Origin of the sequence: Streptomyces sp. SAI-135 (assembly GCF_029893805.1) — a bacterium.
In the GTDB taxonomy this organism is placed as follows: domain Bacteria; phylum Actinomycetota; class Actinomycetes; order Streptomycetales; family Streptomycetaceae; genus Streptomyces.
The window spans coordinates 6,511,924-6,534,595 of the sequence record NZ_JARXYP010000002.1 but is presented as its reverse complement, the minus strand read 5'-3'; the positions used below and the strand labels follow the sequence as shown (position 1 = coordinate 6,534,595).

The following is a 22,672-nucleotide window of genomic DNA, read 5'->3' as shown; positions in this document are numbered from 1 at the left end:
ACCGCACGCACCCGATGGGAGAGACTCCGATGACTGCGCCGGCCTACCAGCAGATGATCTTCGTCAACCTGCCCGTGAACGACCTCGACGCCTCGAAGAAGTTCTACACGGAGCTCGGCTACACGCTCAACGAACAGTTCAGCGACGACAAGGCGGCCTCCGTCGTGATCAGCGAGACGATCGTCGCGATGCTGCTCACGAAGCCGTTCTACGCGACGTTCACCAAGAAGGAGATCGCGGACGCGACGAAGACCAGCCAGGTGCTGCTCTGTCTGAGCGCCGAGAGCCGCGAGAAGGTGGACGAGCTGGTCGAGAAGGCCGTCGCCGCGGGGGGTACGGCCAACGACGACGTGCAGGACCAGGGCTTCATGTACGGCCGTTCCTTCAACGACCTCGACGGCCACGGCTGGGAGGTCGTGTGGATGGACCCGGCGGCGATCCAGGGCTGACCCCCGGGCCGGAATCCGGCGTGCGAGCATGGGCGGGTGCAGACGAGCCCCGCCCACGCGGCACACCACGACGACCGTGAGATCGAGACGGTCGAGGAGTTCGACGCGGTCGTCTCGGCCCGCGGCACCCTCACCGGATTCCGCGTCCAGTCCGTCGATCTGACGGACCGGACAAGGGAGTTGCTCGCCACCGACACCTCGGGCGCCGTGTTCCTCGGCTGCCCGATGCGGGAGAGCGCCGCGCGGAAGCTCCGCGCGGACGGCGCGCTGGTCTTCCCGCCCGTCCCGCACCTGCCCTTCGACCCGTACCGCGGACTGCTCTACTCCCCGGACGAGTTGTTCGACGGACTGGAGAAGGGCTACGAGCAGACTCCCGACGCCCTCGCCTACGCCTGGTTCCAGCGGACCAGGGCCGACGGCGACATATACGCGTCGATGCTCCGCGCCATCCATGACGACGCCGTCTCCGACGCCCTCGACGAACTCCTGCGCGGCGCACGGGTCGTGGGGGTCATGGGCGGCCACAAGATGGCCCGCGGCACGGAGGAGTACGCCGGCGCCGCGCGCCTGGGCCGCGCACTGACCCGCGCCGGGCTCACCGTGGCCACCGGCGGCGGCCCGGGCGCGATGGAGGCGGCCAACCTGGGCGCCTACGCGGCCCCCTTCGAGGACGCCGTGCTCGACGAGGCGTGCCGACTCCTGGCCGCGGCACCGTCGTTCACCCCCTCGATCACCGACTGGGCGCGGGCCGCCTTCGAGGTCCGCGCCCGCTGGCCCCGGGGCGGCCGTTCCGTCGGCATCCCGACCTGGTTCTACGGCCACGAGCCGCCGAACGCGTTCGCGTCGCACATCGCCAAGTACTTCGCCAACGCCACCCGCGAGGACGGCCTGCTCGCCCGCTCCGACGCGGGGGTGGTGTTCCTGCCGGGCGCCGCCGGCACCGTGCAGGAGATCTTCGACAACGCGACGCCCAACTACTACGAGTCGCGCGGCGAACCGACTCCGATGGTGCTGGTGAACCGCGCGCACTGGACGGAGAAGCTGCCCACCTGGCCGCTGCTCCAGGCGCTGGCCCGGGAGCGGTCAATGGAGTCCCGAATCGCCCTGGTTGACCGGATCGAGGACGCTCCGGCGGCGCTGAAACGTCTCGCCGGGTAATAAGACAGTAAAGCCAACGGTTGTAAGGCGCCTACACGTTGACACTTCTTATGCAGCGCTTATAGACCTGTGAGACTCCTGGGGATGGTGATGTCACATCACCACCCCGTCAACCCCCCGCATCTGCGCACCCCGTGAAGGATGAACGTGGCATTCACGCCCATATCCCGCCGCACCTCCCGCGCCGCGCGCTTCCTCGGCGTCGCCGCCGCGTCGACCGCGATCGTGCTCAGCGCCTCCAGCAACGCCCTTGCCTGCAACATCAAGGAGTTCTCCGCCGAGGCCAAGTGTGACGGCGAGAAGGGCATCATCACCGTCACCGACGTGGACAAGGCCGGCGTCGAGGCCACCGTCTCCGTGTACCTGCAGAACAACGGTGCCGACGCCAAGAAGGTCGGCGAGCAGAAGGTGAAGGGCTCTAAGGAGGGCACCACCATCACCTTCGAGGAGGACTGGGCGCCCAACGCCGAGTACCGCGTCCACGTCGAGGCCCTGCCCTACATCAAGGGCGAGGACATCAAGCCCAACCTGACCACCCCGGCGACCGCCTGCAAGACCGAGGACACGCCGACCCCGACGCCCACGCCCACCCCGTCGGACTCCGCCAGCACCCCGGCCGAGGAGTCCCCGACCCCGACCCCGTCGGCCTCCGAGGGCACCACCGCCCCGGCGCCCGCCGAGAGCAACGCCCCGTCGCCCGCGGCCGGTGACTCCAACCTCGCCGAGACCGGTGCGAACTCCAACACCGGCCTGATCGCGGGCATCGCCATCGCCCTGGTCGCCCTCGGTGGCGGCGCGGTGTTCTTCGGCCTGCGCCGCCGTGGCGCCGGCAGCCGCTGACGCCGCACCTGAACGACAGCTGTGGCCCGTCCCCGGTCCGGGGGCGGGCCACAGCCGCGCTCTCACCCGAACGTGGCCCGCTCCAGCCAGAACTCCAGCAGCTCCCGCTCCCCGATCACCTCCAACTCCGGGCTGTCCAACGGCAGTCGACGGTAGAAAGCGAGCAGGACGGCGGTCAGCGGCCCGCGCAGGGTGACGGTCGCCTCCCCGTGCCCGCGCCGCCGGACAATGACGTCCTCGGTGAGCTCGACCACCGTTCCCCACGGTCCGTCGGTGGCGTGCAGATGGATACTGCGCCCGGGGCCGCGCAGTTCCCTCGCCGCGTCGTCCGGCATGCTCCGCTGGGCGAACTCCACGATCTGGAGCCACTCGTCGATGGCGTCGGCGGCGATGTCCGCAGCGACCTCGAAGGACTGCCCGACGGCGAGTGCGGCGTCGGCGCGGTGAACGGTCAGCTCGTGGGCCATCCGTCGGGCCCAGAAGCCCGACGTGGGAAGGCCCGCCCAGGACCACACGGGGGCGTCCGGCCCGGCCTGACGGAGCGCGGCGACGAGCATCTCGCCCGTTTCGGCGAGCCACGCGTCGAGATCGGCGACGTCCTCGGGCCCCTCCCCCAAGGGCACCCGGTCCTCGGGCACTTCCGCCCGGGCCCGCGTCCGCACCATCAGCTCCACCCAGCGCAGCGCGCCGCCGGTGTGCCGCACCAGGTGCTCCAGCGACCAGGCCGGGCAGGTCGGGACGGTCACGGACAGATCGGCCCCGGAGGTCACCACGGCCCTCAGCAGACCCACCTGGTGGGCGATCTCGTCGCAATAGCGGTCGTGCGGGAGCGGCGTCATGCCCGCACCCTAGGCCCGCCCCTGTCAGTCCAGCACCACGATTTCGGCCGGGTCGAACTCCACCCCGACCGTGTCCCCGACCTCCGGCGCCTCGCGGAGCGCACACGCGGCCTCCAGCCGCGGTGCGTCGCCTTGCGCGGGATGCAGATGGACGGCGACATGCGTGCCCCTGAAGGTGCGCGCGCCGACCGTGCAGCGCAGCCCCTCGTCGGCCGCCACCAGCCGCACCCCCGCGGGCCGCACCAGCACGCTGCGCATCCCCTGGGCGGCTCCCGGGGGCACCGGCACCTTGCCCCACACGGTGTCCGCGGCCTCGCCCGTCACCGTTCCCTCGACGACGTTCTCGAAGCCGAGGAAGCGGGCCACGAAGGCGTCCGCCGGCCGCTGCCACACCTCCAGGGGCGTACCGGACTGGGCGATCCGCCCGTCCCGCATCACCACGACCCGGTCGGCGAGCGCGAAGGCCTCCCCCTGGTCGTGCGTGACCGCCAGCACGGTGGTGCCCAACCGCCCGAACAGCTCCCGCAGTTCGACGACGAGCCGCTCCCGCAGCGACCGGTCCAGCTGTCCGAGCGGCTCGTCGAGCATCAGCAGCCGGGGCCGGGGCGCGAGGGCCCGGGCCAGGGCGACCCGCTGCTGCTCCCCACCGGAGAGCGAGGCGACGGCCCGCCGGGAGGCGCCAGGAAGGCCGACGAGGTCGAGCAACTCCCCGACCTGCTCCTCCTGTTGCGCCCGGGACACTCCGTGCATCCTGAGCCCGAAGGCCACGTTGGCGCCGACGTCCCGCTGCGGGAACAGCTGATGGTCCTGGAACATCAGCCCGACCCCGCGCCTGTGCGCGGGCACCCCGCCCTGGTCGCGCCCGTCGAGCAACACCCGCCCCGAGTCCAGCGGTTGGAGCCCGGCCACCGCCCGCAGCAGGGTCGACTTCCCGCTCCCACTGGGGCCGAGCACACACACGATCTCGTGCTCGGCGACCTCGAGACCGACCTCGTCGAGGACGGCCCGACCGCCGAAGCGGACCGTCGCGTCCGCAAGGCTCAGCAGCATCAGAACTCCCCGGTCCGGTCGGTCCGCAGCCGTTCAAGGACCAGCAGCGCCACCGCGCACACCACCATCAGGATCGTCGAAAGGGCCATCGCCTGGCCGTAGTTGAGGTCCCCGGCCCGTCCGAGCAGCCGGGCCACGGCGACCGGCAGGGTCGGGTTGTCGGGCCGCGCGATGAACACGGTCGCCCCGAACTCGCCCAGCGACACCGCGAAGGCGAAGCCCGCCGCGATCAGCAACGCCCGCCGCACCATGGGCAGATCGACCTCCCGCCACACCCGCCACGGCGAGGCCCCGAGCACGGCGGCGGCCTCCCGCAGCCGGTGGTCCACGGCCCGCAGCACGGGCAGCATGGTCCGCACCACGAACGGCACCCCGACCAGCGCCTGCGCGAGCGGCACCAGGATCCAGGACTGCCTGAGGTCCAGCGGCGGCTCGTCGAGGGAGATCAGGAACCCGAAGCCCACGGTCACCGCGGACACCCCGAGCGGGAGCATCAGCAGCGCGTCGAAGCCCCGCACGAAGCGCCCCGCGTCCCGCCGTGTCAGCGCGGCCGCGGCCAGCCCCCCGACCGCCACCGCGATGGCGGTCGCGACGAGGGCGTACTCCAGGGAGTTCCCGACCGCCTCGATCGGCGCGACGAGGAAGACCCCGCCGTCGGCGCCGGTCAGCGCCCGGTAGTAGCCGAAGTCGGGGGCGCCGAGCGACCGCTGGACGAGGACGGCGAGCGGCAGGAGAAGGAGTACGGCGATGATCGCGACGACCCCGGCCAGCAGCCCCCACTCCCCCGCCCCGCGCGGCCGCCGGGCAGTCACGGACGCGTCCACGAGCCGCAGCGCGGTCTCCCGGCGCCGCACGGTCCACGCGTGCACGGCGAGGACCGCGCCCACCGCGACGAACTGGATCAGCGTCAGCACGGCGGCCGTGGACAGGTCGAAGATCTCGGAGGTCTGCCGGTAGATCTCCACTTCCAGGGTCGAGAAGGTCGGCCCGCCGAGGATCTGCACGACTCCGAAGGAGGTGAACGTGAACAGGAAGACCATCAGCGCGGCAGCGGCCACGGCGGGCGCGAGGGCGGGCAGGGTGACCGTCCGCCAGGCCCTGAGCCGGGACGCGCCCAGCATGCGCGCGGCCTCCTCCTGGCGCGGGTCCAGCTGGGCCCACAATCCGCCGACGGTCCGTACGACCACCGCGTAGTTGAAGAAGACGTGCGCGAGCAGGATCGCCCACACGGTGGTGTCCAGCCGTACGCCCCACCACTCGTCCAGCAGCCCGCCGCGGCCGACCAACGCCAGGAAGGCCGTGCCGACGACGACCGTCGGCAGCACGAAGGGGACGGTGACCACGGCCCGCAGGAGCTGCTTGCCGGGGAAGTCGAAGCGCGCGAAGACGTACGCGCCGGGGAGCGCGATCAGGAGCGTGAGCGCAGTGGAGGCGAGCGCCTGCCAGGTGGTGAACCACAGCACGTGCCGGATGTCCGGCTGGGCGAGGACCTCGGTGATCCGGCCGAACTGCCAGGTCCCGCCGGCCTTGAGCCCGCGCGTGACGATCGCGGCGACGGGATAGGCGAAGAAGACGGCGAAGAACGCGACGGGCACGGCCACGAGTGCGAGCCGCGCCGCCGCGTTGTGGAGGGGCTTGCGGGGCCTTACTTCAGAACCAGCGAGGTCCACGACTTGACCCAGTCGTCACGGTGGTCGGCGATCTTCGCCGGGTCCATGGTCTCGGGATCCTTGGCCTGCGGACCGTACTTCGTGAACTCGGCGGGCACCTGGGCGCCCTCGACGACCGGGTACACGAACATGTTGAGCGGCATGTCCTCCTGGAACTCCTTGGTGAGCAGGAAGTCCAGGAGCGCCTTGCCGCCCTTGCTGTTCTCGGCGTTGCTGAGCAGCCCGGCGTACTCGGTCTGCCGGAAGCAGGTGCCGTCCGCGACCCCGGTGGGCGCGGTGGTGGGCTTCGGGTCGGCGTAGATCACCTCGGCGGGCGGCGAGGAGGCGTACGAGACGACGAGCGGCCGGTCGGCCTTGGCCTTCTTGCCTCCGGCCGACCCGGAGAACTCCTCGTTGTAGGCCTGCTCCCAGCCGTCGACGACCTTGACGCCGTTGTCCTTGAGCTTCGCCCAGTAGCCCTCCCAGCCTCCATCCCCGTACTTCGCGGCGGTCCCGAGCAAGAAGCCGAGGCCCGGCGAAGAGGTGGAGGCGTTCTCGGTGACGAGGAGGTTCTTGTAGGCGGGCTTGATCAGATCGTCGTACGACGTCGGCGGCTGGAGCTTGTGCTCGGTGAACCAGGCCTTGTCGTAGTTGACGCAGATGTCGCCGGTGTCGACAGGGGTGACCTTGTCGCCGTCGACGCGGTACCCCGCCTTGATCGTGTCGGCGCCCTTGGCCTCGTAGGACTGGAAGAGCCCGTTGTCGAGCGCGCGGGAGAGCAGGGTGTTGTCGACGCCGAAGAAGACGTCGCCCTGCGGGTTGTCCTTGGTGAGGATGGCCTTGTTGACGGCCTGCCCGGCGTCGCCGTCCTCCAGGACCTTGACCTTGTAGCCGGACTTCTTCTCGAAGTCGGCGAGGACGTTCTTGGAGACCGCCCAGGAGTCGTGGCTGACCAGGGTGACGGTCTTGGAGCCGGAGCCGGAGCCGGAGCCGGTGCTGTCGTCGGACGAGGATCCGCACGCGGACAGCGTGACCAGGCCGAGGCCGACGACGGCAGCGAAGAACTTCTTGTTGTTCACGGTGATGACCGAACTTCCTACCCAGAATGACCTGGGCGAGGTTCAGAGGGTCTGCGGCCCGATCGCCGCACTCTCAGCGCTGTCGCGCTCCCCTGTCGGATATGCAGATGTACGTACGAACGTCAGACTACCGCTCGGTGGCGGCGAGCTGACCACAGGCCCCGTCGATCTCCTGACCACGGGTGTCCCGGATCGTCACCGGCACGCCATGGGCGGCGATGGCCTCGACGAACGCCTTCTCGTCCTCGGGCCGGGAGGCCGTCCACTTCGACCCCGGGGTGGGGTTCAGGGGGATGAGATTGACGTGCACGGGCTTGCCCTTGAGCAGCCGCCCGAGCCGGTCCCCGCGCCACGCCTGGTCATTGATGTCCCGGATGAGCGCGTACTCGATGCTGAGCCGCCGCCCGGACTTCTCGACGTACTCGAACCCGGCGTCGAGGACCTCGCGCACCTTCCACCGTGTGTTCACGGGGACGAGGGTGTCGCGCAGCTCGTCGTCGGGGGCGTGCAGGGAGATCGCGAGCCGGCACTTGAACCCTTCGTCGGCGAACCGGTGAATGGCCGGCACGAGCCCGACGGTCGACACAGTGATGCCGCGCTGCGACAGCCCGAGCCCGTCGGGGGCGGGATCGGTGAGCGCGCGGATGGACTGCGTCACCCGCTTGTAGTTGGCGAGCGGCTCGCCCATCCCCATGAAGACGATGTTGGAGAGCCGCGCCGGTCCCCCCGGAACCTCCCCGTCCCGCAGCGCCCGCATCCCGTCGACGATCTGGTGGACGATCTCGGCGGTGGACAGATTCCGGTCCAGCCCCGCCTGCCCGGTGGCGCAGAAGGGACAGTTCATCCCGCAGCCGGCCTGCGAACTGATGCACATGGTCACCCGGTCCGGGTACCGCATCAGCACCGACTCCACGAGCGTCCCGTCGAACAGCCGCCACAGCGTCTTGCGCGTGGTCCCCTGGTCGGTCGACAGATGCCGTACGACGGTCATGAGCTCGGGAAGCAACGCCTCCTGCAGCTTGCCGCGCGAGCCGGCCGGGATGTCCGTCCACTCCGCCGGGTCGTGCGCGTACCGCGCGAAGTAGTGCTGCGAGAGCTGCTTGGCACGAAACGGCTTCTCCCCGATCCCGGCCACGACCTCCTTGCGCTCGGCAGGAGTGAGATCAGCGAGATGCCGCGGCGGCTTCTTGGCTCCGCGGGGGGCGACGAAAGTGAGTTCTCCGGGTGCAGGCATAACCCTTCCAGTGTGGCAGATCAACGGCGGGGGCCCAGGCCGGAGCGGGGTGGGGGTGGTCACCCGTGGGTACCGTCTGTCGGCGTTGGCTGGCTTCGGACGGCCCAGGGACGGCCCAGGGGGCTGGCTCAGCGGTCGCGGGCACAATCTGCGGCACGCGACTCTCCGCTCAGAGGGAACTTGACCGTGACCTCCGCTTCGAGCTGGCGTAGGTCAGCCGTACAAGGGCACCTTGTAGGGCGTTCACCCTCCGCGCCAGCCCCTCCTTACGGCATCCTACGTGTACGCGTAGGAGCAGAACCGAAAAGCTGAAGCTGTGCCTGTGGGGGAGCCATGGAAATCGTTGATCACTTCCTTGCACGCTATGCAAAGGAGTACGACTTCTACAACCGGGCAGCAGAACTAGTTGCTCAAGCCCTGGAAAGAGACCTCAAGGAGTCAGGTGTCCGCTGTATCGTCACTCACCGCGCGAAGGACATCAAGCGCCTAGAAGAAAAGTGCCGCCAACGAGCACCTAAAAAGAAGTACACGAATGTAGAAGACGTCTACGACGATATCGTCGATCTGGCGGGCGTCCGCATCGCGCTCTATTTCCCAGGTGAACAAGACCAGGTAGAAAAAGCCGTCAATCGCCTGCTCGACGTGACGGAGAAGAAGGATTTTCCTGAATCGAACGAGAGGCCACCCGGAAAAGAGTTCTCCGGATATTCGGCAACCCACTATCGAGTTAGGCTCAAGGAACGCGAGCTAGTCGATTTGGATAAGCGATACGCGAAGGCGCGTGTCGAAGTGCAGGTCGCTTCAGTACTTATGCACGCATGGTCAGAGGTTGAGCATGATCTCGACTATAAGCCACTGTCGGGCGAATTGTCCGACGCAGAAAAGGCGATCCTAGACCAACTCAATGGTCTGGTGATCGCTGGCGAGATGTCGCTCAAAATGCTGCAAGAAGCGAGTAAGAATCGAGTCGCCAGAAGTGGACGATTCCTCAACCACTACGAATTGGCCGCATATCTGCTGAGCCAGGCGGGGAAGATTCTGAACGAGCCGGTTGGAGACTCGGGCTTGGGGCGAGTTGACCTCCTATTCAATTTCTTGAGGAAACTGGAAAAAGAGTCACCTGCCGATCTGGCTCCGTATCTAGCATCACTGCACGACAACGTCGAGATGCGTCCTCTCGCAGAGCAAGTCATCGATGCTCTTCTCGCCGAAGACCCTTCGCGATACGAGCATTTCAACATGGTTCAAGTTGACGCAGATACCGCTTCACTTGATCCCCTTTCTCCGAGCGCACGAATGCATCAACAGATCGGCCATTTCCTTACAAGTTGGGTAGAGCTAGAAGAGTCTTTGCGCAACCTGGCACCGCAGGAAGATGGCGAGCGGATCGCGCCACCGATCTTCAGAATCCTCGACCGTCTACCGATGCTGGACACGGAGACTCGCCACGAAATCGATTTGTTGCGCAGGGTGCGTAACAATGTGGTTCACGGGAGGGATGTGCCAGCCTCCAGCTACCTAGCCGAAGCTACTGAGCGAATCCAAGAAATCACGAAAAGAGTGCGCCACTTGCTCTCCTCTCGATGAGATGGAAATTGCAGCTCTACGGCCATCGCTGGAAAATTAGGTCGGTGGAGCGGCTTTGGGCTGGAGCTGCTTTGGGGCGAGTGATCATGGCCCCGTAAGCTTCCGGCGAGTCGGGCAGTCTGTGGACCTGCCCGTTAAAGCACGACGTTGGGGCCATGATCTTAGAGGCTCGCCCCAAAGTGGCTGCCTAAAGCCGTGGAGCCGACCGCCCCAGCCACAGAGGGTGTCTCCCCCGCTTCATGCCCGCAGCCGTCGAGCGCGCCGCCGGGCGCGGCCAGCCGGGGCGCAGACAGGAGGCAGGCCGCGCCGCAGAGGCGGCGCGCGCCCGCGCCGTGCGCGGGCCTTGATGAAGTAGGGAAAGTCTTATCCCGCTGGGATGAGGGCCTTCGGTCTCGGCTACGCCGCTACATCGCTCGGCGCCTGGCCATGCTCGAGGTACACCGGGGCGCTCGCCGCTCGGGCATCGATCGCCGCAAGGATGCGTCGGGCCAGGCGTGGGATCGTACGGTCCGCGATCTCGCTCGGGGCGACGAACATGACGCTCTTCAGCTCCTCGGCCTGGAGGCGGATCTCCTCCACGGTCTCCGGTGCAAGCTCGCCGCCGTCGAACAGGTACAGCACCTTGTCGCCCTCGGTAGCGCTGGGCGCCCAGTCGACGGCCAGTAGGCGGCCGAGCGTCGGTGTGATGTCGAGTTCTTCCCGTACCTCGCGGCTGGCAGCCTGAAGCGGAGACTCACCGGTCTCGACGTAGCCCCCGGGGATGTCCCAGTAGTCCTTGTACGTGGGCACCACCATGAGGACGCGCCCGCCGGCATCAAAGAAAAGCGCACCCGCTGCCATACGCGGATGCGCCATCTTCGCTTCATGCTCGTTCGCTGCCATGCAGCCGAGCGTACCCACCTAGACCACATGCAGCCGTTCGGCGAGATCCGCCATGGCCCGGCTCGGTCGGCTGCGCTGGTTGCGCACCCACGTGAGTACGAGTTCGCGGGCCATGTAGTGGCTCCGCACCTGCTCGGGTGCCCAGGACTCGGCTTCGAGGATCATCGCCAAGGCGTCGTCGACACGGTTGTGTGCGCTGAGGGCACGGGCCACCTCGATGTTGTGCCGCGTCCGGCGCTCCGTCGGCAGGCTGCTGGTGTCGATACGCGGACCGAGATCGACGGCTACCTGCATGTCGCCCAGCTCCCCCGCGGTCGCCACGCGGTGGATGTCGACGTTGGTCGGTCCGAAGGCGGTCCACATGTGGTTCGCGTCCTGTCCGAGTTGGCTGGCTGCCTGGTCGGCCTCGGCAAGGAACTCGCGCACGGTCGAGCGCTCCTCGGCGCGGGCGGCCGCAATCGAGCCAGCGAGGAAGAGCGACCCGTAGATCGACAGGAACTCCGGGCTGGCGGTCCCAGAGAGACCCGGGCGTAGGTAGTCGGACGCATCGCCGATGAGCTGTACGGCGGCGTCGAAGCGGCCAGTCGACAGAAGGCAGTGCCCCACGGACCGGAAGAGCGAGCCGATGACCGCCGGGTTGCCGGACTGCTGCGCCGCGCCCAATCCGCGATCGGCGGCGATCCAGGCGAGGTCCACCTCGCCCACCTTCCCGAGGACCATGGCCGCGCTCTGATACGTCAGCGCGAGCAGCTCGTTCGCCTCCTCACGCTCACGGCCGTCGTAGGACTGCGCTGCGATGAGAGCGTCTGCCAGCACCAGGGGCAGGCGCCGGGTCGCGAAGCCGTAGCGGGAAGCCTGGTAGGCGTCCATGATCTCTACGACGCTGGTGCGAAGCTCGTCCAGGGGCGTGGGGTCACCCTCGGTCGGCACCCCCAACAGCGGGGTCAGCTGGCGGTAGTTCATCAGCGCCGACCGAAGTGCCGGCACCGTGCGGTTGCCGCTGTCGGCGGTCCACTCCATGAGCGTGGGTTCGGCGAGCAGGTCGCCGAGGGACACGTCCAGGGCATCGGCCAGGGTCTTGATGACCGAGAGCCGGTCAAGCTCCATGCGGTTGTTCTCGGCCCTGCTCAGCCAGTCGACCGTGCGGCCGACGAATCCGGCCAACACCTCTTGGGACATGCCGCGCCTACGGCGGTACCAAGCGACTCGCTCACCGATCGTCAGGTTCGTCGTCATTCCTCGCATGGGAAGAGCGTCCACCCGTCTGTCTCTGCGGACCCGGAAAAATTTTCTGGGGGGAAAATCCTTCCGGGTCGGTGAGTTCTTTCGGCCCTACCGTTGCTCACAGGCCGAGGGGCTGTCAGATCGGAAGGGCGACGAAGGGGCTGTGACCGTGCTGAGCCCGGGAGAGAAGCGAGAACTGATCAACCAGGTAAGGGGACTTGGGGAAGAGCTGGCAGAGGTAGCGCGTCGAGCCGACGCCTTGGTCATCGCCCTTGGGCCTGCTGTCGAACCAGGTCCTCCAGCTGGTCCATCCGCTCAGCCAGGCGGCGCACATCCCGACGGACCTCGGACAGGTACTCCGTGATCTGCTCGAACTCGGGGCTGCGCTTGGCGGAACCGCCTTCGCCCGGCAACGCAGCGAAACTGCCCTTGCCCTGATGAGAGATGGCGTAGCCGTCCTCGCGGAGACGGGAGATCGCCTGCCGGGCGACTGTGCGAGAGACGGAGTGCTGCGCCATCAGGTCCGACTCTGAAGGGAGCTTGTCCCCCGGGGTGAGCTCTCCGTCGCGGATCCGGCGCTTGAAGTCGTCCGCGATCTGCAAGTACGCGGCACGTCCGGCGGTGAAGTCGGCCATAGCCCCTCTCAGTGGTTGTCGTACCTAGTGCAGCACATCCCGCTGACAGGCGTCGAGACATCCACTTGACACACCAAGTAGTACAGGTTCATGCTCTAACTCAAGATAACGTACTAAGTACGTTAGGTTCATCGATCCCAGGAGCGCGTCATGCGTCAGATTCCCGTCGACACCTCCAACGCGACCGTGATGGTCGCCAAGGCTCCGCAGCCGAAGGTCAAGGACCGCCGTACCGGTGAGATCGCCCTCGACAAGGACGGCGTCACGCTGATGACCGTGGAGGTCATGTTCTCCACGCCGGACGAGGTGGAGATCCTCAAGCTCACCGTCCCGCAGCCCGGAGTCTCCGAGGACCTGGCCATGGGCACCCCGGTCGCGCTGACCGGCCTGGTCGCCTCGGCATGGGAGAACGAGTTCAACGGGCAGAAGCGCCACGGCATCGCCTTCCGCGCGGTCGCCGTGACCTCGCTCGCCGAGGCTGCCTCGAAGCCCAAGGCGGCCTGACCATGACCTGGTTCATGGTTGCGCTGGTGCTGGTCGTCGCCACTGCGGGTCTCCTGCGGTGGCGGCGCCCCGCCTGGTACTGGATGACCTTCGGGGTCACCCTCGCCGCCCTGCGGGTCCTGGTCCGCTATGCCTCCGTCATGGACGCCTGTGGCCTGACCGTCCCGCCCTCGCGCTGGCGCCTTGCTCTCGCCCGGATGACCAACCGTCCGGCCCCCGAGTCCCGTGCCCCGCGCATCCTGCGACTGCGGCCGACCCGTACCGGTCTGGTGCTCCGGCTCAAGCTCCGCCCCGGACAGGACGCCTTCGACGTCTCCGCCGCAACAGATCGGCTGCGTCACTCCTTCGGCCTGTACGGCGTCACCTCCCGTGAACTTCGCTCCGGCGTCGTCGAGTTGCGGATGACCGGCTACGACGTGCTCAAGCGGGTTCAGATGCCTGCCAAGACCGAGACCCAGCCCATGCGGGTTCCGGTCGCCCTGCGCGAGGACGGCGCGGTCCACTACCGCGACTACCGCGCTGTCCCGCACGGCCTCACGCTCGGCGCCACCGAATCCGGGAAGTCCGTCTACCAGCGCAACCTGGTTGCCGGGCTAGCCGCGCTGGATGTCGCCCTGGTCGGTATCGACTGCAAGCAGGGCGTCGAACTCTTCCCGCTGGCCCGCCGCTTCTCGGCCCTCGCCGACAACCCTGACACCGCCCTCGACCTCCTCGAAGCGCTCGTCACTCACATGGAAGGCGTCTATCAGCTGATCCGGGCCAACCAGCGGATCACGGTCGACGTGCCGGATTCCGAGATCGCTGCCGACATCTGGGACCTGCCCGCCGACATACGTCCTATCCCGGTCGTGGTCCTGGTCGACGAGGTGGCCGAACTCGCTCTGTTCGCCACCAAGGACGACGAAAAGCGCCGCGACCGCATCATCACCGCCCTGGTCCGCCTCGCCCAGCTCGGCCGCGCCGCCGGCATCTACCTGGAAATCTGCGGCCAGCGCTTCGGCTCCGAACTCGGCAAGGGCATCACCATGCTCCGCGCCCAGCTCACCGGCCGCACCGCCCACCGCGTCAACGACGAATCCTCCGCCAACATGGCCTTCGGCGACATCTCCCCGGACGCCGTCCTCGCCGCCATCCAGATCCCCACGGACACCCCCGGCATCGCCGTCACGGGTGACGCCTCCGGCGGCTGGGCCCGCATCCGCGCCCCGCACACCTCGCTGCGCGAGGCCGTCAACATCTGCAACAAGCACGCCGAACGCACCCCGGACCTGCCCGCCCTGGCGGCCTTCCGCCCCGCGGTTGCCCCGCTGCCCTCGGCCCGTGTGCCGCTGTCCAAGACAGCCCCCGCCACCGCCTGAGCCTCCCTGCTCCACCGGTCGGCGCGACCGCCTTCGCGCCGGGTCCCTACCCGCCCCATGCCTGCTGAAGGGAGAGCACGTCATGTGCCCCAACTGCGAGGACTTCGCCCGCACCGTGCTCCTGCTGGGTCAACTCGCCCTCTACGCCGACGTACTCGACGCTGACCCCGGCTTCATCGAGGCGGTGGGCCCGTCCCTCGCCGCGTCCCTGCCCGAGCCGCCGCTCGGTACGTTCCCGCCCGGCTACGACCCCACCGACGGCCCCGACTACCCCGGCGGCTCGTGATGGCCCGCCCCGCATTCCGCGTGGACGCCGTCCTCGTCCAGGCCGTCATCGCCGGAGCGCTGTCCTTCGCCCACCTTCACGACCTCGCCGCCGCTGCCGAACAGGACGGCTGGAAAGCCTGGGCCTACCCGATCTCGGTGGACCTGCTCCTGGTCGCCTCTTGGCGGCGCCTGCGCAGTGAGGGACCGTCCCGGCTGGCCTGGTCCTGGTTCCTGATCGCCCTAGTGGCCTCGCTCGGCGCCAACGTCGCGACGGCCGGACTCCTCGACCTCCAACAGGTCCCGGCCTGGCTGCGCATCCTCGTCGCCGCCTGGCCCGCGCTGGCCTTCATGGGCGGCACGCTCCTCGCCCACTCCGCCACCGACCGCCCGGTACCCGAAGTGCCGGCCACCGCGCCCGAGCCCGAACCGGTCGCTTCTCCCGGTGCCGAGACCCTCCCCGCCGCAGTCACCGAGCCCGAAGAAGCCCCTGCGCTCCCGGCCGCCGAACCACCGGCACCCGAGCCCGCCGCGCCTGCTGCCCCGGCTGCGCCCGCTGTTCCGGTCGCTCTGGTTGACCACGCCCGCAAGGTCGCCGACGACTACCGGACCCGCACCGGAACACCGATCGACGCCGACACCCTGCGTGCCCGTCTCGGCGTCCCGCCCCAGCTCGCCCACGCCATCGCCGCCCAACTCGCCTGAGCCGAAAGGACACGACCTCGATGCCTGCCCGCGACCACTTCCACTCCGTCATGCGGATCGGCCCCGTGCAGATCGGCACCCACCGCGACCGCCACGGCCAGACCAAGCACGCCGCCGTGTGCACCAACGATCGCTGCGGCTGGTCCTCCGACTACTCCAGCCAGTCGGCCGCCCAGCTCGCCGCCCGCACCCACCGCTGCCGCGTCCGCTAGGAGGCACCACTCATGGACGTTCCTCTCTGGTTCGCCCTCGCCGTCGTCGGCTACCTCGGCTGCAAGCTCATCCGCCCGCCGCTCTGGCTGGTCCTGGTGCTGCTCCTGGGTGGCTACCTCATCGCCGAGAGCTTCCTCGCCCCGGTCATCGACACCGCCGTCAAGTAACCACCCGCGAAAGGAGATCCGCCATGATCCGTCCCAAGATCCCCGCCATGCCCCAGCCGACCGGCCTCGTTACGCCGTCCGCCGTCGAGCCGACCACCGTCATCCAGCAGCCGACCTCCGCGCCCGCTCCGGTCGCCCCGGTCACGGCGTCCGCCCGGCCCACCGTCCAGCTCACCCCCGGGGCTGTCGTCGCCCTGCTAGGTGGCGGGACGGCCGTCGTCCTGGTCGTCGGCGCGGTCCTGGTCTCGATGCTCCTCGCGGTCGCCATCACCGGCGCCTCGGTAGCCCTCTGCGCCCTGGTCATCCGCTCGCTCATCAACACCGAGGCCAAACGACGCTGACCGGCCCCCGGACGGCCTCAACCGCCAAGCCTCCGCCGTCCGGGAGCCGTGCCCACTCCGAACCCGAAGATCCGGAAGGAACCTCCAGCATGACGCACCGCGCCACACCGCCGCCCCGCATCTGCCCCAACTGCGACGGCTTCGCCTCCGCCGCCATCACCCTCGGCGGCCGCGACCCGCACGGTCGCCTGCGCACCATCACGGCTCACTGCCCGGCCTGCCAGGGCACCGGCACCAGTCACCGCCGCACCCACCGCACGCGGGAGGGCGCCCGTGCCTGACCTGCTCCTCGACCCGGCCACCCTCGGCGACCTGCTGAGGGTGGCCTCGGCCGATGACTACGACCGCTGGAACGAGCAGATCCGCCGCACCGGAGGTTGCGCCGACCCGATCCACCTGACCGGCTGGACGATCGCCAAGGACAAGACGACCGGCGAGACCCTGCACCACTACTCCACGGAGAACGAACCCGGCGGACGCCTCAGGGTCGCCTGCGGCAACCGCCGCGCCTCCCGCTGCCCCTCCTGCGCCTGGACGTACGCCGGAGACACCTACCACCTCATCCGCACGGGCCTGGCCGGAGACGACCGCCGCGACATCCCGTCCACCGTCCGCGACCACCCCCGCGTCTTCGCCACCCTCACCGCCCCCTCCTTCGGCCCGGTCCACAACCGGCCCGACCATGGCATCTGCCGCTGCGGCACCCGTCACCCTGCCGACGACCCCGCCCTCGGTACCGCCCTGAACTCGACCACCTACGACTACGCGGGCGCCGTTCTCTTCAACAACCACGCGGGCAATCTGTGGCAGCGCTTCACCACCCGCCTTCGCCGCGAGATCGCCGCCCGCGTCGGCATCACCCGTCGCGAACTGGCCGACCACGCACGCGTCTCGTACGGCAAGGTCGCCGAGTTCCAGAAGCGCGGCGCCCTCCACTTTCACGCCGTGATCCGGATCGACGGCCCCGAGGGACCAGACACCCCTCCCCCGGCCTGGGCCACCGTGCAGCTGCTCGACGACGCGATACGCGCGGCCGCCACGCACTCGTACACCTCGGTCTCGGTGCCGGCCGCCGACGACCAACCCGCCCGCACCTTCCGCTGGGGCACCCAACTCGACGTACGCCCGATCAAGGCCTTCGGCGACGGCTCCGACATCACCGAACAGGCCGTCGCCTCCTACGTCGCCAAGTACGCCACCAAAGCCGCCGAGAACACCGGCACCCTCGACCGCCGCATCGGCGAACTGTCCGAGCTCGACCGCCACCAGGTCCCCGACCACACCCGCCGCCTGATCGAAGCCTGCAAGCTGCTCGACCCCCTGTACCCCGACCGCCGTATCTGGGCCTGGGCCCACATGCTCGGCTTCCGGGGCCACTTCAGCTCCAAGTCGCGCCGCTACTCGACCACCCTCGGCGAACTCCGCCAGGCCCGCGCAGACTTCCGCGCCGCCCAGGAACGCGAAGCCCTCGGCCTGGACGACCGCGAGCCGGACACCGTCCTCGTCCTCGCCGACTGGCAGTACGCCGGACACGGCCACTCCCCCGGCGAATCCGTCCTCGCCGCCACCATCGCCCGCGACCTCCAGCACAACCGCGAGACCGCCCGTGGAGCCCTACGCGACCAATCCGCCGACGAAAGGGAGTGGTGACGTGACCTCCGAGCTGCCGAGCCGCTTCCTGACCCCCGACGACCTGGTCGACATGTTCGAGCTGCCCAGTGTCGAGACGGTCTACCAGTGGCGCCGCAAGCGCACTGGCCCCCGCGGCTTCCGCGTCGGCCGGCACCTGCGCTTCGACCCGAGCGACGTACGGGCCTGGGTCGACTCCCAGATCGGGGAGGCTGCCTGATGGCCGGGCACATCCAAGACCGTTGGTACAAGACCGAACAGGGGCCGGACGGCAAGCCGGTGAAGGTGAAGACCGAGCGCTACGGCAGCGGTCTCCGCTACCGGGCCCGGTACGTCGGGCCAGACGGCACCGAGAAGAGCAAGTCGTTCCCCGACCGTCAGAAGCGCCGGGCGGAAGAGTGGCTGTCCGAGACGGCGGCCGACATGTCCCGTGGTCAGTACGTCGATCCCAAGGCTGCCCGGATGACCTTCCAGCAGTACGCGGAGCGCTGGATCACCGGGCAGACGACTGATCTGAACACCCGTATCGGAGTGGAGACGCGGCTCCGGCGGCACGCCTTCCCCCGCGTCGGGGCGCGTCCGCTCGGGTCCTTCCGGCCGGTCCACATCCGCGAGTTCGTGCGTGACCTGGAGACCGACTCGACGATAGGCGACAGCTACGCCCGCAACATCTACGCCAACGTCCGCGCGGTGCTGTCGGCCGCCGTGGATGACGGCCACCTGGCCCGGAATCCATGCTCGGCAGCATCGGTCCGCCCGCCGTCCGTCTCGGCCGCCCGGGTCGTGCCCTGGCTCCCGTCCCAGGTGCGGGCAGTCCGCGACGCGCTGCCCGAGCGCTACCGGGCCATGGTTGACGTGGGGAGCGGTTGCGGTCTCCGCCAGGGCGAGATCATCGGCCTGGCGGAGGACGCCTTGCGGTTCGACGACGACACACTGCGGGTCACCACTCAGGTCAAGCTGATCCGGGGCACAGCCGTCTTCGCTCCGCCCAAGGGCACCAAGGAGCGGGACGTGCCGCTGCCCTCCTCGGTGGCTTCCGTCCTGCGCCGACACATGGAGCGTCACCCGGCCGTGGGCATCAAGCTGCCATGGAGCCGCCCGGACGGCCCGCTCACCGAGCGGCGTCTGATCTTCACCAACACGGTCGGCGGGATCGTCTGGCGGAGCAACTTCAACTTCCACGAGTGGAAGCGCGCCCTCGCCGCGGCCGGTCTCATCCCGACGCCGGAATCCGGCAAGCCGCACGCCTCCGCCCGGCAGCACGGAATGCACGCCCTTCGCCACTTCTACGCCTCGGTCCTCCTGGACGCGGGCGAGAGCATCAAGGCCGTGAGCGAGTACCTCGGGCACTCCGACCCAGCGATGACGTTGCGGGTGTACGCCCACCTGATGCCGAGCAGCGGCGAGCGCGCCCGCCGAGCCCTGGATGACGTCTTCGATTCACCCTAGGAGCCCTAACCGCCTATAGCTATAGCTGACCAAACGGGCGTAAGACGGCCCCCTACTGGCGACGGAATCGCTGGTAGGGGGCTGCCTTGTTCTCGGATCACACACTTCTCTGCACTTCGGCACTGCCTCTAGACCGTCCCCGACACGTAGCCCTCGAAAGACGAGAGAACGAAGCGGGTAGTCATCGGCGAGGGTTCCATGACCACCCATCCCTGTACTATCGGATCAGCCTAGGCGAGCTAGCACTTCTTGCTCAGTAGGGCTGCCACCAGCAGAAATCTCCCGAGGCGAAGCAGGCACACACAATGGCCCACCTGGCTCCTGGCATCGCCGCAACGACGCCAGGCGGACCGCCGGAGGGCTGTCGGACAACCACAGTCGCTACTTCGCTTCCATCGACGTCATAAGCCTTCCAGTCAACTGCACGCCCTTGAACGACCTCCACGACGAGCTTCCGGCCGTCGTCCTCGAAGACGACATGCTCACCATCCTCTTTCGAGATCCGCGAGAGCTTCTCGGCTAGATTGCCTCGCGGCCTACGCTCAACGAGGGTCAGCTTCGACTCGATCTGCATTTGCCCCCCTAGCTTTCGGATGACTGCTTCGGAGGCTATTAGGACAGGATCAGGCCGACAACTACGGCATTTCGTACTGCAATCGCGCTCGGGACTTTGACGCAGCTGGCGCAGGGCCAACGCTTCCAGAGACGTGTGAGGCACAGGACGGGAAGGCCGTCGCCAGTTGACTGAGCTAGGGACACAGCCACGTTAGCGATGTACCACGGCCCAGAGGCGGCCCTGCGCTCCGTGGATGCGAGACAATGGAAGAAAAGCCCTGGTCACGGCACTGATGGTCACAGACTGCATCAGTTCTCCGGGCTTAGGCATGGCTGTACCAGTGTCGCAGATCAAATGGTGTGACCTGCTGCCGTCGAGACGGGACTCCCTCGGACGACCCGCGGACAGCCCGGCCTCGCCGGCCGTTGGGCGCGTGCAGTCAGGTCGCCACCCCTCGCACCACTACTCGACAGGCGATGGACACCGCACAGCGCTGCCGCTCCGCGAGTCTGAAAATGACGCGATCCAACTCGATCCGGATCACTGGAAGAAATTGCGGGACAGATTTCGACAATATGTTTTCGTTTTGAATGAAGAGTCACCCATGTGAGAATCATTGACCAGCAGCAGCCACAACTCGACACCTTCCTGAAGAACAGATCGGAACGTGCATGTCGCAGGAATTTTCTCCCGATGAGCTACACGACAAGTACAAGCCGTTGTGGCTCGTCAGCTGGGGCGTCCTGGTACTCGCCACTCTTGCGCTTGCACACGAAGCGCTCTCGATGGTGCCCAAAGACGTACGCCTGATCGGGGCCGGAATCGCCGTAGTAATTTGCTTGATCATCCTCTACCCCTTCCGCAGTAAAGGGCGCCTGCACCTGCGCGCGGCATACCAAAGCGGGGTGCGCCGCGGCATTGAAATGGAGAAACAGCGCGCAGCAGCGCTCGATGCCACCGATGACGGCCGGGAGTTAACTCCGACCCGCACTCGCAGAGTAGCGTTTCGCACCAGCTGCGCGACTGGAATCCGCCGCCACCCCACAAGCGCCCTCCCCTGAAACGCGACTCCAACGACTAGGCCCCCGCCCTGAGAACAGGACGGGGGCCGTAAAGCCGTACGGGGAAGGTCAGCCCGAGCCCACGAACAGCACCAGCAGCAGCCACACCACCGGTGCCGTCGGCAGCAGGGAGTCCAGGCGGTCCATGATGCCGCCGTGGCCCGGCAGCAGCGTACCCATGTCCTTGATGCCGAGGTCCCGCTTGATCATCGACTCGCCGAGGTCACCCAGCGTCGCGCTGGCCGCGACCGCGAGCCCGAGCAGCAGGCCCTGCCACCACGCGCCGTCGTCGATCAGGAACTCCATGCACAGCGCGCCCGCCGCCATGGCGAACGCCACCGCTCCGACCAGGCCCTCCCGGGTCTTGCCGGGGCTGATGCGCGGCGCGAGCTTGTGGGTGCCGAAGCGCCAGCCGACCGCGTAGGCGCCGGTGTCGCTGACGACCGTCAGGAGCAGGAAGGTCAGGACACGTGCCGCCCCGTCCTCGGCCGTGAGCATCATGGCGACGAACGTGGCCAGGAACGGGACGTAGAAGGCCGCGAAGACACCCGCCGTGACGTCCTTGAGGTAGCCCTCCGGCGGCTCCGTCATCCGCCAGACCAGGACCGCCAGAGCCGTGAGCGCCATGGCCACCCACGCGCCCTCCGCGCCCCGGACGTACCCGGAGACGACCATCGCGGCCCCACCGAGCGCCAGCGGCACGAGCGGCGCCTTGATGCCCTTGCGCTCCTCCAGCCGCTTCGTCAGCTCCCACAGTCCGACCACGACGGCGACCGCTATCACGCCGACGAACGCCGCCTTGACGAAGAACAGCGACGCGATGATCACCACGCCGAGCCCGACCCCGACCCCTATGGCCGCGCCCAGGTCCCGCCCCGCGCTCTTCTTCTGCGGCGCGGGCGCCGGCTGCGAGGAGTCGGGCATGGGCTCCGGATTCTGCGTCTGCGGTGCCGCCGGGTAGGGCTGCGCCGATGCGGTCTCTTCGCGGAACGTATCGCTCCGGAACGTCTCGTCCCGGAACAAGGGACCGCTCAGCCGAGCGGCCCCCCGGTCGTCATCCTGGTCGTCGCCGTATCGGGGTGCGGCGGGTCCGTCGGGCACGATGGGCATGGGGCGAGTGTGCTGCGCGTCATGCGCATCGTACGCGGGACCCGCCGGGGCAGCCCCCTGGACAGGCCCCTGGTCGGTCGGCCCCCAGTACCCGGCGTCTGGCGGCGTCGCCCAGGAAGAGTCGTTCATCAGACCTCGAGCAGCTCCGCTTCCTTGTGCTTGAGGAGCTCGTCCACCTGAGCGACGTACTTGTGCGTCGCGTCGTCGAGCTCCTTCTCCGCACGGCGGCCCTCGTCCTCGCCGACCTCGCCGTCCTTGACGAGCTTGTCGATCGCGTCCTTGGCCTTGCGGCGGACCGAGCGGATGGACACGCGCGAGTCCTCGGCCTTGCCCCGGGCCACCTTGATGTAGTCGCGGCGGCGCTCCTCGGTGAGCTCGGGGAACGTCACGCGGATGATGTTGCCGTCGTTGCTCGGGTTGACGCCCAGGTCGGAGTCGCGGATCGCCTGTTCGATGTTGCGCAGCGCGGTCTTGTCGAACGGGGTCACCACGGCCATGCGCGGCTCCGGCACGGAGAACGAAGCCAGCTGGTTGATCGGCGTCGGCGCACCGTAGTAGTCGGCCACGATCTTGTTGAACATCGCCGGGTGCGCACGCCCGGTGCGGATCGCGGCGAAGTCCTCCTTGGCGACCACGACGGCCTTCTCCATCTTCTCCTCGGCCTCGAGGAGGGTCTCTTCGATCACCAC

The 22,672-nt window shown here is 68.4% G+C and carries 27 protein-coding genes and 1 riboswitch; of the genes, 16 read left to right on the top strand and 11 right to left on the bottom strand.

Translation table 11 applies throughout. The features are described from left to right. Positions 1–29: 29 nt before the first annotated feature. The 3 genes from M2163_RS34250 to M2163_RS34240 all read left to right on the top strand — a co-directional run bounded on the left by M2163_RS34250 (position 30) and on the right by M2163_RS34240 (position 2,447). On the top strand, positions 30–449 hold the full coding sequence (locus M2163_RS34250) for a VOC family protein (RefSeq protein WP_280849060.1): 420 nt from the start codon (positions 30–32) through the stop codon (positions 447–449). 36 nt (positions 450–485) lie between these two features. Continuing rightward, the gene (locus M2163_RS34245; RefSeq protein WP_280895886.1) at positions 486–1,607 is read left to right on the top strand and encodes an LOG family protein; all 1,122 of its coding nucleotides are present in this window, start codon (positions 486–488) and stop codon (positions 1,605–1,607) included. A gap of 147 nt (positions 1,608–1,754) precedes the next feature. After that, positions 1,755–2,447, top strand: a complete 693-nt coding sequence (locus tag M2163_RS34240) for an LAETG motif-containing sortase-dependent surface protein (protein WP_280895885.1) — start codon at positions 1,755–1,757, stop codon at positions 2,445–2,447. A gap of 62 nt (positions 2,448–2,509) precedes the next feature. Here the strand turns inward: M2163_RS34240 and M2163_RS34235 are convergent, their stop codons facing one another. The 5 genes from M2163_RS34235 to rlmN form a co-directional block, all read right to left on the bottom strand. Next, positions 2,510–3,286: a maleylpyruvate isomerase family mycothiol-dependent enzyme gene (locus M2163_RS34235; RefSeq protein ID WP_280895884.1), complete on the bottom strand. Its 777-nt coding sequence runs from the start codon at positions 3,284–3,286 to the stop codon at positions 2,510–2,512. A gap of 24 nt (positions 3,287–3,310) precedes the next feature. Further along, positions 3,311–4,336: an ABC transporter ATP-binding protein gene (locus tag M2163_RS34230; protein WP_280895883.1), complete on the bottom strand. Its 1,026-nt coding sequence runs from the start codon at positions 4,334–4,336 to the stop codon at positions 3,311–3,313. Further along, positions 4,336–5,937, bottom strand: coding sequence for an iron ABC transporter permease (locus tag M2163_RS34225; RefSeq protein ID WP_280854078.1), 1,602 nt, complete (start codon positions 5,935–5,937; stop codon positions 4,336–4,338). Before M2163_RS34225 ends, M2163_RS34230 begins: the two co-directional genes overlap by 1 nt. 44 nt (positions 5,938–5,981) lie before the next feature. After that, the gene (locus tag M2163_RS34220) at positions 5,982–7,064 is read right to left on the bottom strand and encodes a thiamine ABC transporter substrate-binding protein (protein WP_280895882.1); all 1,083 of its coding nucleotides are present in this window, start codon (positions 7,062–7,064) and stop codon (positions 5,982–5,984) included. After that, a riboswitch (TPP riboswitch) is annotated at positions 7,061–7,168 on the bottom strand. It overlaps the preceding gene by 4 nt. Before the next feature lie 23 nt (positions 7,169–7,191). Next, positions 7,192–8,298 (bottom strand): 23S rRNA (adenine(2503)-C(2))-methyltransferase RlmN, encoded by a 1,107-nt coding sequence (rlmN, locus tag M2163_RS34215; protein ID WP_125193662.1) that lies wholly within the window; start codon positions 8,296–8,298, stop codon positions 7,192–7,194. A 333-nt stretch (positions 8,299–8,631) separates the two neighbouring features. On the opposite strand from rlmN, the gene M2163_RS34210 reads away from it, so the two are divergent. Continuing rightward, the gene (locus tag M2163_RS34210; RefSeq protein ID WP_280895881.1) at positions 8,632–9,885 is read left to right on the top strand and encodes a RelA/SpoT domain-containing protein; all 1,254 of its coding nucleotides are present in this window, start codon (positions 8,632–8,634) and stop codon (positions 9,883–9,885) included. Positions 9,886–10,281: 396 nt separating this feature from the next. On the opposite strand, the gene M2163_RS34205 is transcribed toward M2163_RS34210, so the two are convergent. The 3 genes from M2163_RS34205 to M2163_RS34195 form a co-directional block, all read right to left on the bottom strand. Next, the gene (locus M2163_RS34205; RefSeq protein WP_280895880.1) at positions 10,282–10,767 is read right to left on the bottom strand and encodes an NUDIX hydrolase; all 486 of its coding nucleotides are present in this window, start codon (positions 10,765–10,767) and stop codon (positions 10,282–10,284) included. Between the two features lie 18 nt (positions 10,768–10,785). Next, a complete protein-coding gene (locus M2163_RS34200) occupies positions 10,786–12,003 on the bottom strand; it encodes a helix-turn-helix transcriptional regulator (RefSeq protein ID WP_280895879.1) in 1,218 nt (405 codons plus the stop codon). A 251-nt stretch (positions 12,004–12,254) separates the two neighbouring features. After that, complete coding sequence (locus M2163_RS34195; RefSeq protein WP_062043675.1) at positions 12,255–12,626, bottom strand: winged helix-turn-helix domain-containing protein; 372 nt, start codon at positions 12,624–12,626, stop codon at positions 12,255–12,257. A gap of 150 nt (positions 12,627–12,776) precedes the next feature. On the opposite strand from M2163_RS34195, the gene M2163_RS34190 reads away from it, so the two are divergent. From M2163_RS34190 to M2163_RS34140, 11 genes are all read left to right on the top strand, one after another. Then, a complete protein-coding gene (locus M2163_RS34190) occupies positions 12,777–13,130 on the top strand; it encodes a hypothetical protein (RefSeq protein WP_280895878.1) in 354 nt (117 codons plus the stop codon). A gap of 2 nt (positions 13,131–13,132) precedes the next feature. Further along, positions 13,133–14,488 (top strand): FtsK/SpoIIIE domain-containing protein, encoded by a 1,356-nt coding sequence (locus M2163_RS34185; RefSeq protein WP_280895877.1) that lies wholly within the window; start codon positions 13,133–13,135, stop codon positions 14,486–14,488. Positions 14,489–14,570: 82 nt separating this feature from the next. Continuing rightward, entirely contained in the window at positions 14,571–14,774 is a 204-nt protein-coding gene (locus M2163_RS34180) for a hypothetical protein (protein WP_280895876.1), read from the top strand. After that, positions 14,774–15,457, top strand: a complete 684-nt coding sequence (locus M2163_RS34175) for a DUF2637 domain-containing protein (RefSeq protein WP_280895875.1) — start codon at positions 14,774–14,776, stop codon at positions 15,455–15,457. Before M2163_RS34180 ends, M2163_RS34175 begins: the two co-directional genes overlap by 1 nt. Positions 15,458–15,477: 20 nt before the next feature. Then, positions 15,478–15,669, top strand: coding sequence for a mobile element transfer protein (locus M2163_RS34170; protein ID WP_280895874.1), 192 nt, complete (start codon positions 15,478–15,480; stop codon positions 15,667–15,669). 12 nt (positions 15,670–15,681) lie between these two features. Continuing rightward, entirely contained in the window at positions 15,682–15,837 is a 156-nt protein-coding gene (locus M2163_RS34165) for a hypothetical protein (RefSeq protein ID WP_280895873.1), read from the top strand. A gap of 23 nt (positions 15,838–15,860) precedes the next feature. Beyond that, positions 15,861–16,178, top strand: a complete 318-nt coding sequence (locus tag M2163_RS34160; RefSeq protein ID WP_280895872.1) for a SpdD-like protein — start codon at positions 15,861–15,863, stop codon at positions 16,176–16,178. Positions 16,179–16,267: 89 nt separating this feature from the next. Continuing rightward, positions 16,268–16,459, top strand: a complete 192-nt coding sequence (locus M2163_RS34155; RefSeq protein ID WP_280895871.1) for a hypothetical protein — start codon at positions 16,268–16,270, stop codon at positions 16,457–16,459. Continuing rightward, positions 16,452–17,828, top strand: coding sequence for a replication initiator protein RepSA (repSA, locus tag M2163_RS34150; protein ID WP_280895870.1), 1,377 nt, complete (start codon positions 16,452–16,454; stop codon positions 17,826–17,828). Before M2163_RS34155 ends, repSA begins: the two co-directional genes overlap by 8 nt. A gap of 52 nt (positions 17,829–17,880) precedes the next feature. Beyond that, positions 17,881–18,027: a helix-turn-helix domain-containing protein gene (locus M2163_RS34145; protein ID WP_280897358.1), complete on the top strand. Its 147-nt coding sequence runs from the start codon at positions 17,881–17,883 to the stop codon at positions 18,025–18,027. Next, on the top strand, positions 18,027–19,256 hold the full coding sequence (locus tag M2163_RS34140) for a site-specific integrase (protein WP_280895869.1): 1,230 nt from the start codon (positions 18,027–18,029) through the stop codon (positions 19,254–19,256). The genes M2163_RS34145 and M2163_RS34140 overlap by 1 nt, the downstream gene beginning before the upstream one ends. Before the next feature lie 253 nt (positions 19,257–19,509). Here the strand turns inward: M2163_RS34140 and M2163_RS34135 are convergent, their stop codons facing one another. Then, positions 19,510–19,830 carry a hypothetical protein gene (locus M2163_RS34135; protein WP_280895868.1) on the bottom strand — a complete coding sequence of 107 codons (321 nt, stop codon included), beginning with the start codon at positions 19,828–19,830 and terminating at the stop codon, positions 19,510–19,512. Between the two features lie 653 nt (positions 19,831–20,483). On the opposite strand from M2163_RS34135, the gene M2163_RS34130 reads away from it, so the two are divergent. Then, a complete protein-coding gene (locus M2163_RS34130; RefSeq protein ID WP_280895867.1) occupies positions 20,484–20,873 on the top strand; it encodes a hypothetical protein in 390 nt (129 codons plus the stop codon). 69 nt (positions 20,874–20,942) lie between these two features. On the opposite strand, the gene M2163_RS34125 is transcribed toward M2163_RS34130, so the two are convergent. Both M2163_RS34125 and frr read right to left on the bottom strand, forming a co-directional pair. After that, positions 20,943–22,112, bottom strand: coding sequence for a phosphatidate cytidylyltransferase (locus tag M2163_RS34125; protein WP_280895866.1), 1,170 nt, complete (start codon positions 22,110–22,112; stop codon positions 20,943–20,945). Next, entirely contained in the window at positions 22,112–22,669 is a 558-nt protein-coding gene (frr, locus tag M2163_RS34120; protein ID WP_280849067.1) for a ribosome recycling factor, read from the bottom strand. Before frr ends, M2163_RS34125 begins: the two co-directional genes overlap by 1 nt. Positions 22,670–22,672: the final 3 nt, after the last annotated feature.

Coding starts and splice junctions, on each gene's coding strand:
- M2163_RS34250 (WP_280849060.1), top strand. CDS start 30: ATGACTGCGCCGGCCTACCAGCAGATGATCTTCGTCAACCTGCCCGTG.
- M2163_RS34235 (WP_280895884.1), bottom strand. CDS start 3,286: ATGACGCCGCTCCCGCACGACCGCTATTGCGACGAGATCGCCCACCAG.
- M2163_RS34230 (WP_280895883.1), bottom strand. CDS start 4,336: ATGCTGCTGAGCCTTGCGGACGCGACGGTCCGCTTCGGCGGTCGGGCC.
- rlmN (WP_125193662.1), bottom strand. CDS start 8,298: ATGCCTGCACCCGGAGAACTCACTTTCGTCGCCCCCCGCGGAGCCAAG.
- M2163_RS34210 (WP_280895881.1), top strand. CDS start 8,632: ATGGAAATCGTTGATCACTTCCTTGCACGCTATGCAAAGGAGTACGAC.
- M2163_RS34205 (WP_280895880.1), bottom strand. CDS start 10,767: ATGGCAGCGAACGAGCATGAAGCGAAGATGGCGCATCCGCGTATGGCA.
- M2163_RS34200 (WP_280895879.1), bottom strand. CDS start 12,003: ATGACGACGAACCTGACGATCGGTGAGCGAGTCGCTTGGTACCGCCGT.
- M2163_RS34195 (WP_062043675.1), bottom strand. CDS start 12,626: ATGGCCGACTTCACCGCCGGACGTGCCGCGTACTTGCAGATCGCGGAC.
- M2163_RS34190 (WP_280895878.1), top strand. CDS start 12,777: ATGCGTCAGATTCCCGTCGACACCTCCAACGCGACCGTGATGGTCGCC.
- M2163_RS34185 (WP_280895877.1), top strand. CDS start 13,133: ATGACCTGGTTCATGGTTGCGCTGGTGCTGGTCGTCGCCACTGCGGGT.
- M2163_RS34180 (WP_280895876.1), top strand. CDS start 14,571: ATGTGCCCCAACTGCGAGGACTTCGCCCGCACCGTGCTCCTGCTGGGT.
- M2163_RS34175 (WP_280895875.1), top strand. CDS start 14,774: ATGGCCCGCCCCGCATTCCGCGTGGACGCCGTCCTCGTCCAGGCCGTC.
- M2163_RS34170 (WP_280895874.1), top strand. CDS start 15,478: ATGCCTGCCCGCGACCACTTCCACTCCGTCATGCGGATCGGCCCCGTG.
- M2163_RS34165 (WP_280895873.1), top strand. CDS start 15,682: ATGGACGTTCCTCTCTGGTTCGCCCTCGCCGTCGTCGGCTACCTCGGC.
- M2163_RS34160 (WP_280895872.1), top strand. CDS start 15,861: ATGATCCGTCCCAAGATCCCCGCCATGCCCCAGCCGACCGGCCTCGTT.
- M2163_RS34155 (WP_280895871.1), top strand. CDS start 16,268: ATGACGCACCGCGCCACACCGCCGCCCCGCATCTGCCCCAACTGCGAC.
- M2163_RS34145 (WP_280897358.1), top strand. CDS start 17,881: ATGTTCGAGCTGCCCAGTGTCGAGACGGTCTACCAGTGGCGCCGCAAG.
- M2163_RS34140 (WP_280895869.1), top strand. CDS start 18,027: ATGGCCGGGCACATCCAAGACCGTTGGTACAAGACCGAACAGGGGCCG.
- M2163_RS34135 (WP_280895868.1), bottom strand. CDS start 19,830: ATGCAGATCGAGTCGAAGCTGACCCTCGTTGAGCGTAGGCCGCGAGGC.
- M2163_RS34130 (WP_280895867.1), top strand. CDS start 20,484: ATGTCGCAGGAATTTTCTCCCGATGAGCTACACGACAAGTACAAGCCG.
- M2163_RS34125 (WP_280895866.1), bottom strand. CDS start 22,112: ATGAACGACTCTTCCTGGGCGACGCCGCCAGACGCCGGGTACTGGGGG.